Annotated in this window: 10 protein-coding genes; 6 read left to right on the top strand and 4 right to left on the bottom strand. The window is 71.0% G+C overall.

Translation table 11 applies throughout. The features are described from left to right. The first annotated feature begins 177 nt into the window (after nt 1-177). The 6 genes from ABZS97_RS41645 (at nt 178) to ABZS97_RS41620 (ending at nt 5,650) form a co-directional block, all read left to right on the top strand. Entirely contained in the window at nt 178-1,140 is a 963-nt protein-coding gene (locus ABZS97_RS41645) for a serine/threonine-protein kinase (RefSeq protein WP_356148203.1), read from the top strand. After that, nucleotides 1,127-1,582 carry a hypothetical protein gene (locus ABZS97_RS41640; protein ID WP_356148200.1) on the top strand — a complete coding sequence of 152 codons (456 nt, stop codon included), beginning with the start codon at nt 1,127-1,129 and terminating at the stop codon, nt 1,580-1,582. The genes ABZS97_RS41645 and ABZS97_RS41640 overlap by 14 nt, the downstream gene beginning before the upstream one ends. Before the next feature lie 116 nt (nt 1,583-1,698). Beyond that, nucleotides 1,699-2,811 (top strand): hypothetical protein, encoded by a 1,113-nt coding sequence (locus ABZS97_RS41635; RefSeq protein WP_356148193.1) that lies wholly within the window; start codon nt 1,699-1,701, stop codon nt 2,809-2,811. Nucleotides 2,812-2,894: 83 nt separating this feature from the next. Continuing rightward, entirely contained in the window at nt 2,895-3,656 is a 762-nt protein-coding gene (locus ABZS97_RS41630; protein WP_356148188.1) for a hypothetical protein, read from the top strand. Between the two features lie 3 nt (nt 3,657-3,659). Next, entirely contained in the window at nt 3,660-4,478 is an 819-nt protein-coding gene (locus ABZS97_RS41625; protein WP_356148183.1) for a PP2C family serine/threonine-protein phosphatase, read from the top strand. Continuing rightward, complete coding sequence (locus ABZS97_RS41620; RefSeq protein ID WP_356148180.1) at nt 4,475-5,650, top strand: hypothetical protein; 1,176 nt, start codon at nt 4,475-4,477, stop codon at nt 5,648-5,650. Before ABZS97_RS41625 ends, ABZS97_RS41620 begins: the two co-directional genes overlap by 4 nt. A 6-nt stretch (nt 5,651-5,656) precedes the next feature. Here ABZS97_RS41620 and ABZS97_RS41615 read toward each other — a convergent pair whose 3' ends face one another. Genes ABZS97_RS41615 through ABZS97_RS41600 form a run of 4 tightly spaced genes read right to left on the bottom strand, consistent with a single transcriptional unit; the run spans nt 5,657 to nt 10,050 of the window. Then, nucleotides 5,657-6,268, bottom strand: a complete 612-nt coding sequence (locus tag ABZS97_RS41615; RefSeq protein WP_356148177.1) for a hypothetical protein — start codon at nt 6,266-6,268, stop codon at nt 5,657-5,659. Then, nucleotides 6,255-7,790 carry a substrate-binding and VWA domain-containing protein gene (locus ABZS97_RS41610; protein ID WP_356148174.1) on the bottom strand — a complete coding sequence of 512 codons (1,536 nt, stop codon included), beginning with the start codon at nt 7,788-7,790 and terminating at the stop codon, nt 6,255-6,257. The genes ABZS97_RS41615 and ABZS97_RS41610 overlap by 14 nt, the downstream gene beginning before the upstream one ends. Beyond that, a complete protein-coding gene (locus ABZS97_RS41605; RefSeq protein WP_356148171.1) occupies nt 7,787-8,959 on the bottom strand; it encodes a toxic anion resistance protein in 1,173 nt (390 codons plus the stop codon). Before ABZS97_RS41605 ends, ABZS97_RS41610 begins: the two co-directional genes overlap by 4 nt. Nucleotides 8,960-8,973: 14 nt before the next feature. After that, nucleotides 8,974-10,050 (bottom strand): substrate-binding domain-containing protein, encoded by a 1,077-nt coding sequence (locus tag ABZS97_RS41600; protein WP_356148167.1) that lies wholly within the window; start codon nt 10,048-10,050, stop codon nt 8,974-8,976. Nucleotides 10,051-10,272: the final 222 nt, after the last annotated feature.

Raw genomic sequence — 10,272 nt, 5'->3', positions numbered from 1 at the left:
GCGGGGCGGGGGCCCCCCCCCCGTGGGGGGGGGGCCCCCCGGCTCTTTCGGCTGCCCGGAGGGCTGAAGGGGCTCCCGACTGGCTGAAAAAGCCGGAGAATCGCGGGACACTCCTGACATCGTGCAGCGAAAGCCGAAATGAGGTGAGCGGGGGTGCGCACACCGGTCAGTGATCCCATGCAGGTGGGTCCGTACCAGATCGTGGGGCGGCTCGGTTCCGGTGGGATGGGATGGGTGTATCTCGGCCGTACGCGGGCCGGCAAGGAAGTCGCGGTCAAGGTGGTGCGCCAGGAGCTCGCGGCGGAGGCCGAGTTCAGGGCGCGGTTCGCCCACGAGGTCGCGGCCGCGCGGAAGGTGAGCGGCGCGTACACCGCGGCCGTGGTCGACGCGGACACGGAGGCCGAACTGCCGTGGCTGGCCACCATGTACGTCCCCGGGCCCTCGCTCGCCGAGGCGGTGCGCACCGACGGGCCGCTGCCCGAACCCCAGGTGCGCCGGCTCGGCGCGGGCCTGGTCGAGGCGCTCCAGGCGATCCACGCCGCCCATGTGATCCACCGCGATCTGAAACCGGCGAACGTGCTGCTCGCCTCCGACGGTCCGCGCGTCATCGACTTCGGTATCTCCCGTGTCGACGGCACGCCCGGCCTCACCCAGGTCGGCGTCGTGGTGGGCACACCGCCGTTCATGTCGCCGGAGCAGGTCACCGGGGCCCGGGTCGGCGCGCCCAGCGATGTCTTCTCGCTCGGCGGAGTGCTGGTGTACGCCCTCACGGGCCGCCCACCGCACGGGAGCGGGGAGGCGGTGCGCTACCGGGTCGCGCACGAGGAGCCCCAACTCGACGGCGTACCCCAGGGATTGTGCGACGTGATCGCGCACTGCCTGGCCAAGCGGCCCGAGGACCGGCCCCTCCTGGACGACCTCCTCGCGGAGCTGCTGGACGAACACCCCAAGACCGCGGCCTGGCCGCCGCCCAATGTGGCCCGGAGCATCAAGGTGAAGACGAAGGAGCTGATCTACCGCCGCAACGTGAGTACGAGCGTCTCGGTCTCCTCCTGCCTGCTGCTGCACGCCCAGGCGCTGCTGGACGCCGGGCTGACCGACGCGATGGTCGCCGAGGCGGTGAGCCGTGGCGACCGCTGAGCCCCTTCCCGGTCAGGTCCTCGAAATCGGCACGCACTGGCGGCAGTTGGTCCAGAACTGGGTGGCCCGGAGGAATTACCACACCGCGCACGACACCGTTTCCGTCTCCCTGCAATTCGATCTCCAGGAGGCGGGAAGGATGGTCACGGTGCGATTCATGACCACCAAACGGCTCCTTGTCGCGTTCGCGACGGACGGCCATTACCTGCGTCAGGACCAACTCGCCATTGCCGCTGCCGCGTCGAACGCATGGAATACCGAACAATTGAACCCCATGCTTTCCGTGTGGGACGTAAGAGGTCCGCGCCCCTGTCTCGCCGGGGTCTGCGACCTGCCGCTGACCTGCCGGATGACCCAGACGGATTTCGATGCCTTGGCCACTGACTGGGTGGAACGGGCGCGACAGATGTTCTCCCGTTGCCACCAGGTGTTCAAGTTGTAGAAGTGAAAGCCGTGGTGGGCGCAAACCCCTTCCGGGCGCCCACCCATTACCGCCACTATTGGGCGAGTGCCTTTCAGGGCCACGGGGGTGCGCCTTTGGGCCACGGGGGGTTGACCATGAAGCGTTCGCTGTACTGCGTGGTGCTGCTCGGAATGCTGTGCGCGCTGGTGCCGGTGGGATCCGCGGGCGCGGTCGACGACACGACGTGCACGGGGGACTTCGCGGCGCGGCTCGACTGCTGGTCAAGCCGGATCCACGAGGGAACCGTCATGGTCAACCTGAACGACTCGGTGGACTTCGGCGGCCAGAAGGTCCCGAAGGATGTCGCGGAGCGGATAAAGAAGTACCGGGCACGACTGGTGGTCCAGGTGCCCGGAGGACAGCGGTCCACGGGCGAGGGCGGAACGGCGCTGCTCGTCATGGCGAGCGAGCGACTCGTGCACCCGGACGCCGTGATCGAACGGCTGCACCGGCCGGCCGTGCAGCAACTGGAGGACCTGGGCGTCTGCGACCCGAAGAGCACCGAGGACCTGTGCGACCTGCTGGCCGTCGCAGGCCGGCAGACAGGCCCGCTCAAGGGCAGTGACCTGATCGGCAAGTACAACACCGGCGACCTCTCCACCCACACGTACTCCATCACCGGCGACCACTCCGGCAACAAGCCGGCCGAGGGCAACACGGCAACCGCGTCGTCCGGTCAGCACAACAACGGGGAACCCGGGGACGGCAAGAGCGGCACCTCGAACGGGGACGGCGTCCCCGACTGGCTCATCGGCGGAATGGGCGCCCTTCTCGTGGTCCTGCTCGCCGCGCTCGTTGCCGTCGTCCACCGCTCCCGCGCCCCGGCAGCGCCCCGCCGGGCCCTCGCCGCAACCGGCATCGGCGCGCTGCCGACCGCACACACCCGCGGCAGCGACCCACGAAGCGCCTCCCCCGGCGGCGCCGACGAGAGCACCACCCGCCTGCGTGTCGCGCCGGCGCCCCGCTACGGACGGCAGGTCGGCGCCCGGACGGGCCCGGCCCACACGGCGACCGTACGCACCGCACTGCATCCCCAGGGCTATGTCGAGCTGGACCGCATCCTGTACCGGGCCGTGTGGGCCGAGCCCGGACGGCCGCCGCCCGCACCCGGGGGCCTCGTCGACGTCACCGACGCACGGGAGCGGGACTCCGACGTCCTGTACGCCTTCCCGCCCGCCGCCGGACGGCACGCCAAGGGCGCCCGATGACCACCCGATGACGCACCGGACCCACGCCGGTCCACACACCGGCTCACGCACCCGGCCCACGCACCGGTCCACCAGGAGAAGCCATGCACAGCGAATACCCGCCCACGATGCCGGCGGAGTACGCCGACATCGAGTTCGAGAACAACGCGCAGCGCCTGCCGCTCGTGCTGTGCCTCGACACCTCCAGCTCCATGGCGGGACCACCCATACAGACGCTCAACAGCGCGCTCATGGAATGGACCCGTGAGCTGCACGACGACGTCAGCCTCAGCTACAGCGTCGAGGTCGCCGTCGTCACCTTCGGCGGACAGGGCGTCGGCTGCTGGCGCGGTCCCCAACTCCTGCCCCCGCGCACCCCGGTGAGCCCCTTCCTGCCGGCGCACATGTTCCAGCCGCCGCAGCTCGGCGCCGCCGGGGTGACCCTGATGACGGAGGCGCTGGAGCTGTCGATGCACATCATCGCGGCCCGCAAGGCCGAGCTGCGCGCCTCCGGACTCCAGTACTACCGGCCGCAGATCTGCCTGGTCACCGACGGACTGCCGACCGACGGCACCGGTCATCTCACCGACTCCTGGCACCGGTTGATCCCGGTGCTCGCCGAGGAGCAGCGCGCCCGCCGCTTCCGGCTGTACGCGATCGGTGTCGGCGGGATCACCGACATGGGGGAGCAGGTGCTCCAGGCGTTCGCGCCGAAGTTCAACGCCCGCCTGCAGGGCTTCCCGTTCCGTGAGCTGCTCCAGATGATGTCCGCCAGCGCGAACGCCGAGCAGAAGGGTGCGGGTGACGAGGTGTTCGAGAAGATCTTCAGCCAGTTCAAGACCCAGCGTCCGGCCTGGGAAACCTGACCGATGGCCGCGACGGACACGCACCGCTCGCCGTGGCGGATCCACGGCATGAGCGTCGAGGGCTACCGGCACCGGCGCCAGGGTCTGCCCTGCCAGGACGCCTGCGCGTACACGGCGACACCGTCCGTGGCGGTCCTCGCCGTCGCGGACGGCGCGGGCAGCAGGCCACGCTCCGAGGAGGGCTCGCGGCTCGCGGTCGACCTGGCCATGGAGCACTTCGGGCGACGGGCCTCCGCTGCCGCCGAATGCCAACCGGGGGCGGCCGTCCACGAGTTGCTGGAGGACGCGTTCCACGACGTCAGCAAGGTGTTCCTCGACCACACCGGCGCCGACGCCGCGGACTTCGCCACCACGCTGACCGTCGTGGTGCTCGCCCCGGGCTGGCTCGGCCATCTCACCGTCGGCGACGGCTTCGTCGTCGTACGGGCGGGAACGGAGGACGGGGAGCGGCAGTTCCATCTGCTGCCGCAGACGGCCGCCGCCAGCGAGTACAGCAACGAGACGGTGTTTCTGACCTCACCTGACGCGGCCCGCTGGCTGCACACCGACTGCGTCTCCGACGAGGGCATCGACGGCGTCCTGCTGTCCACGGACGGACTCGCGCAGGCCGCGCTGGCCCGGCCCGGCACCGGCCCGCAGACCCCCAACACCTCCTTCGTCGACGCCGTGTTCCGCTCCCTCGACAGCCCAGGACCCGTCTCCGACAACGCGCACGAGGGCCTTGCCACCCTGCTCCGCTCGGACCGGCTGACCGCGCTCAACGCCGACGACAAGACCCTGCTCAGGGCCGTGCGCAAAGCGCCGCCGAAGGCGCGGCCATGAGCGGACTCACCGTGTACCTCGACGGGAAACCCGTCACCCTCGCCGAGCTGCCCCTCAAGGGCGGTGGCCAGGCGGCCGTCTACCCGGTCGTCGGCAACGACGGCATCGTCGTCAAGCTCTACCGCGAACCGCCGGGCCCCGAACAGGAACGCCGGCTGACCCGGATGCTCACCATGTCCCCGCTCGCCGCGCGCCCCACCGACAGCTCCCAGCCGCCCGAGCTGGCCTGGCCCACCGCGATCGCCCGCGGCGCGCACGGCGAGTTCCTCGGATACGCCATGCGCCGCTTCGGCGAGCCCCAGCACGTCCAGCTCATCGGCCTGTTCACCCGCGCCCAGCGCCTCAAGCTCTTCCCCGACCGGGCCGACTGGCGCTTCCTGCTCGGGGTCGCCTGGAACCTCGCCTTCATGACCGCCCGCATGCACTACGACAACCTCGTCATCGGCGACTTCTCCAGCAGCAACGTGGTGGTCGACGCGAACGGCTTCGTCACCTTCCTCGACTGCGACTCCATCGCCTTCACCGACCCGGTGACCGGCGAGCCCTTCCCCTGCCTGATGCACACCACCGACTACTCGTCCCCCGAGCGGCAGGCCGGCGGCCCCGCAACCCGCGCCACCGACGACTTCGCCCTCGCGATCCTCGTCTACCAGCTGCTGACGGCCGGCAACCACCCCTTCGGGGGCGTCCCGCACGAGAGCGCGTCCGAGTCGACCGTCAAGGACAACATCGCCGCGAGCTGCTCCTACGTCGTCCGCCCCGAGCTGGTCGTCATCCCGCGCGGCACCATCGACCCCACCGTGCTCCCCTCCGACCTGCTCACCCTGGCCCGTGCCGCCTTCGGCGCCGGTGTCCTCTCCCCGGCGGCCAGGCCCCCGGCGGAGGCCTGGCTGCGCGCCCTCGACAAGGAGCGCTCCCAGGTGCGGGTCTGCCCGAACCGGCCGCTGCACACCTACGGCTCCCATCTGCAGCACTGCCCCTGGTGCACCCGGGCCGCGCTCACCGGGCACGACGTGTTCAACGGGCCGCCGCCCCGGACGGTACCGGCGCCGGACGTCCCTCGACCCGGACCGTCCGAGAAGCGGTTCGGGGCCCTGAAGACCGTGCTCCTGGTGGCCGTCGTCGTGCTGGTCGTGGTGGTCGCGGCAGTGGTGGGGGCGAGCATCAACTGACCGGCGTCAGCCGGAACGTCCCCGGTCCTCCAGATACCGCGTGTGCGACTCCTGCCGCCGGGCCTCCGTCTCCCGCAGCGCGACGGCGAGCCGGTCGGCCTCCTCGTGCAGCAGCGTCAACTGCCGTTCCAGATGGCGTTCCGGCGGTTCGGTGCCGGGCGTCAGCCGGGTCCACCAGCGGGTGCGTACGAAGGTGTCGACGGCCTCCGGGATGTCCTGCCGCACGGCACGGGACAGCGCGTGGATGCCCTCCGGGTCCTGCGCGAGCACCGCGGCGACCCAGCCGGGGTCCAGCAGTGCGGTGAGGAGTTCGGTCAGCTCGGTGAGACGGCCCGCGGCGGCGGGCGGGAGGTCGACACCGGCGAGGTACTCCCGCAAGGTGGCGAAGTCGCCCCGCAGCTCGTCGAGTTGGGCGGACGGGTCGGGGAAGTCCGGCAGCGGCGGCCGCTCCGGCGGGGCGAGGAGGGCACCCGCGCCGTAGAGCCCGGCGACGACGACGGGCCAGAAGGCGCCCGCGAGCCCGGTGAAGGTCAGTGCGAGGCCCGCGAGCCCGCAGGCGCTGCCGGTGAGGTTCTTGCGGGACTCCAGATACCTCAGGGGGCTTCTACTGGTAGCCACGGATCTCCTCGAAGGCGCCGTCGAGCGAGCCCTTCCGGGCGTCGAAGAGACGGCCGCCGGTCAGCTCGGCGATGTGCTGGAGCTCGGCGCGGTCGGAGTCGCCGAACAGGATCGGGAAGACGGGGATCTCCCGCTGCCCGCCCGACAGCCGCTCGTAGAAGGCGTCGAACGCCGAGGGGCTCGCGCCCTTGGTGTTCTCCCCGTCGGTCATCAGCACGATCGACGTGAACGTGTCGTCGTCGGCGCCCAGATGCTCGTACGCCTTCTCCAGCGACGTATAGACGGCGGTGTCGCCCGAGGCGTCGAGGGCCTCGGTGTCCTTGCGGATCGCGGCCAGTCCCGACTTCGGGTCCTGAGGGCGCACCACATGGGTGCGGACGCTCTTGACCCCCGACCCGAACGGCATCAGCGTCACCTCCTCGCGGTCGCGGAAGTCGCCGGTCAGGTCGGTGAGCGACTTCTTCAGCCGGTCGAGGCGGTCGCCGCGCATCGAGCCCGAGGTGTCGAGGACGTAGACGGTCCGCGACGGGCGGCGCAGCTTGTTCTCGTACGAGTCGAGAAGCCGGTCGGCGACCGATCGGCTGCCGGGGAAGGGGAGTTCGCGACGCCGGCTCGTGTCGAGTCCGGGCGCCGGGGCGACGGAGGCGACGACCGGGCGGCGCAGCGTGGTCTCGGTGATCCGCCGCTGGACGTCCGGGGTGCGCAGCGCCTCGGTGAGGCGGCGGACCGTGTCGCGGGTGTCCTGGCTGGTGGCGGTGAGGGAGGAGAGCGGGTAGTCGGCGGTGACGACGCCGTCGCGGGGCCGGATGACGGTCAGCCCCTTCATGCCCCCCAGAACCGATTCGTAGTTGAGCAGGGCGTCGACGGTCCCGCGGCGCTCGTACGCCGTCGCCAGCCAGCCCGAGGATCCCGACGTCAGCTTCTGCCCCTTGAAGAACGCCTTCAACTGCGGGGTCGCCTTGTCCACGTCCGTGTCCGTCAGCGCGGACTGGGCGCCGGACAGGCCCGAGGCCACCGAAATCAGGGTGGAGAAACCGGAGTTGGAGCGGGCCGGGTCGGTCATGCCGTACGTCAGCTTCCCGTCCGCCACCGCCTTCTCGACCTGTGACCAGGTGACGAGGTCCGGCTTCCAGCCCAACTCCCGCACGACGTCCGGCTTGACGCCGATCGCGACCGGGCTGGACATGACGGGCGTCTCGGAGAGCACCTTCTTCGCGGCGTCCGGGCGCAGCCGCAGATAGTCGTTGGAGGACAGCCACAGCGCGTCGTACGCGCCGTCCGCCCTGCCCCCGGCGAGCAGGTCCACGGCGGTGAGGGTGCCCATGTACGTCGGCTTCACCCTGATGCCGGTGTCCTTGCGGATGCGTTCGAGGATCGGCGCCATGTCGCTGAGTTCGCTGGAGGCGAGGATGCGCAGGGTGCCGGGCTCGGGGGCCCCGGAGGAGTTCGGGCCGGTGTGTCCCTCAGCGGTGCAGGCCGTCAGCAGGGCGAGGGCCGCGAGGGCGGTGACACGCAGTCTCACGGAGTGCCCCCTTCGAGGGCGCTCTGGGCGCGGCTGCGCTCCAAGTAGCCGGTCGCGTGCTGGAGTTCGGCCGTCAGGGACTCCACCGTGGCCGCCATGGTCTCGGTGGCCTGCGCCTTGTACGTGTCGATCGCGTCGAGCGTGCGGTAGATCGACTGGAAGGCGGTGCGCAGTGTCTCCGCGCCCACGGCCGGGTCGGCGGCGATCCGCTGGATCTCCCCGGACTGCGTGGCGAGCATCTCCGCGTTGCCCCGGATCAGCTCTTCCGTCGTCCCGCGCAGGGCGTTGACCTGGTCGACGACCTTGCGCTGGTTGTCGAGCGCGGAGGCCAGCATCACGGAGATGCGCAGTGCGGAGACCGTCGTGGTGGCCGCCCGGTCGACGCCCTTGATCAGCTCGTCGTTGTTGCGGCGTACGACGTCCATGGCCAGGTAGCCCTGGGCGCACACGGCGAGCTGGGTCAGCAGGTCCTGGTGCTTCTGGCGGACGGGAAAGAGGACGTCGGCGCGCAGGGTGTCGGCCTGCGCCGGGTCCTGGGTCTCGACCTCGGCGACATGCTGCTCGACCGCGGTGTCCAGGGCCTGGGTCAGCACGACGTACTCCTGGAGCTTGCCCATCGTCTCCCAGAGGCGGACCCGTTCGGTGCCCAGCGCGGCGTTGTCGCGCCGCAACTCGTCCTGGCCGCCCCGCAGCGAGCCCACGATCTTGTTCAACGTGCCTTGTGCGGAGGCGTACTTGGCGACGTGGTCGCGCAGTTTGTTGCCGCCCGGGAGCCGGGAGAGGAACTTGCGGCCCTTGTTCGCGGACAGGTCCCGCGGGTCCAGGTCCTCGACCACGCGCCGGAGTTCGACGAGTGAGCCCGCGACGTGCGACTGGGCGTCCTCGCCCTTGCCCGGCAGGCTGCGGATCGTGCGCTCCAGCATGCGGTTGGTCTGCGCGGCGGCTCCCCGCATCTCGCCCGCGCCCAGGCCCGCGATCTCGCCGACCTTGCCGGCGAACTCGGGGGAGCGGGCGTCCAGAGCGGCGAGCCCGCCCACGTACTCCTCGGCCCGCCGCGCCATCTCGTCGTGCACGGCCGGGTCGACGGGCACCAGGCCCCCGGCCTTCTCGCGCGGCACGGGCGTCACGGCCTCGGGCGGTGTGAGGGTGAAGGTGTCCTCGGTTGTCATGTGGTGCTGTCCCCCTACTGATTCCCGGCCCGGCGCGCCATCTCGTGCAGCACCTTGGAGGCGGGCACGGGCGCTTGCCGGACGCCGGTCAGCGTCTGGTTGAGATACGTGGTGTGGCCGGCGGTGGCCGTCGTGAACTCCGCGGTCGCGCCCTGCGGCCGGAACCCGTGCCGTACGGCGAGCTTGCGCAACACCGGGTCGGTGCTGAGGAGTTCACCGAGGGCCCGGCCCTCCGACGTCAGCGGCACGACCGTGTGGTCGCTGTTCGCCGTGGTGTCGGGGTAGAGGACCGTGAGGTCGTCGACGCGCCGGCCCTGGGTGAGCAGCGAGGCGACCTGCGACTCGTACACGAGGACGAGCGGGTTGCCCGCCCCGCTGACGAAGTCCCTGAACGCCGCGTCCGTGCTGGTCTGCTGTGCCCCCTGGACGCTGATCAGTTTCCGCATCAGGGGCGCCGTACGGTCGATCGCGGCGCTGTCCGCGGCCACGCGCCCGCCGTCGGCGACGTACGAGGCCGCGGCGAGGTAGAGCGCGCCGGAGTTGGAGCTGCGGGGGTCGGTGCTGGCGATGTAGAGCGTGCCGCTCAACTCACCGTGCCTGTCCGCCCCCTTGAGCTGCTGCCATGTCCGGTCGTGCTCGGCCGCCTTCAAATACTCGGCCATCTTCAGCGTGCCGGTGCCCTTGCCCGCGCTCGCCAGTCCGTTGGTCTCCAGCACCTCGGCGGCGCTGCGGTGGGCCACGACGACGAGCGGCGAGTAGAAGGGCCGCGGCAACGGCTGCCGTACGTGGTACTTGGCGGCGAGCTCGTCGGCGGGCGCCTTGCTGGACGGAAACGCGAAGTCGTACCCCTTGAGGTTCAACCCCTCCATGGCCCACGACCCGGAGGTCTCCGTCTTCACGGTGTAGCCCTTGGCAGCGAGGGCCTTCACCACGTCGGGATCGGCGAAGAACTCCGCCTTCTCCGATCCGATCACTCCTTGCACGGTCTTCGTTGCCGTGCCCTTGTCCTGACCATCGCGGCCTGCGACGACGGCTGCTACCACTCCGCCCATCAACAGCACCGCCAGGACGATCCCTGCGATACGTCTCACACCGGGAGAGTGCGCCTCGGAACGGAACGTTCCCCAGGGCGGGGGTGAACGCTGGGTGACACCCTGATCCCGGTATGCAACGGGAACCGGGAGTTCCCGTTGAGCGGGCGACGGGGCCTGGGGGCTGTGGCGCCCGGTCCGCGCGTCGCTGCGGGTGCACGCGGACCGGGGCCGTTCGGGGGAGCCCTCGGGCTCAGTGCGCCGCGAGTTCGCGGGGGTCGC

Source organism: Streptomyces sp. NPDC005485, assembly GCF_040606085.1.
GTDB lineage: Bacteria > Actinomycetota > Actinomycetes > Streptomycetales > Streptomycetaceae > Streptomyces.
The sequence above is the reverse complement of the archived record's forward strand: the minus strand, read 5'-3'. Positions and strand labels throughout refer to the sequence as shown.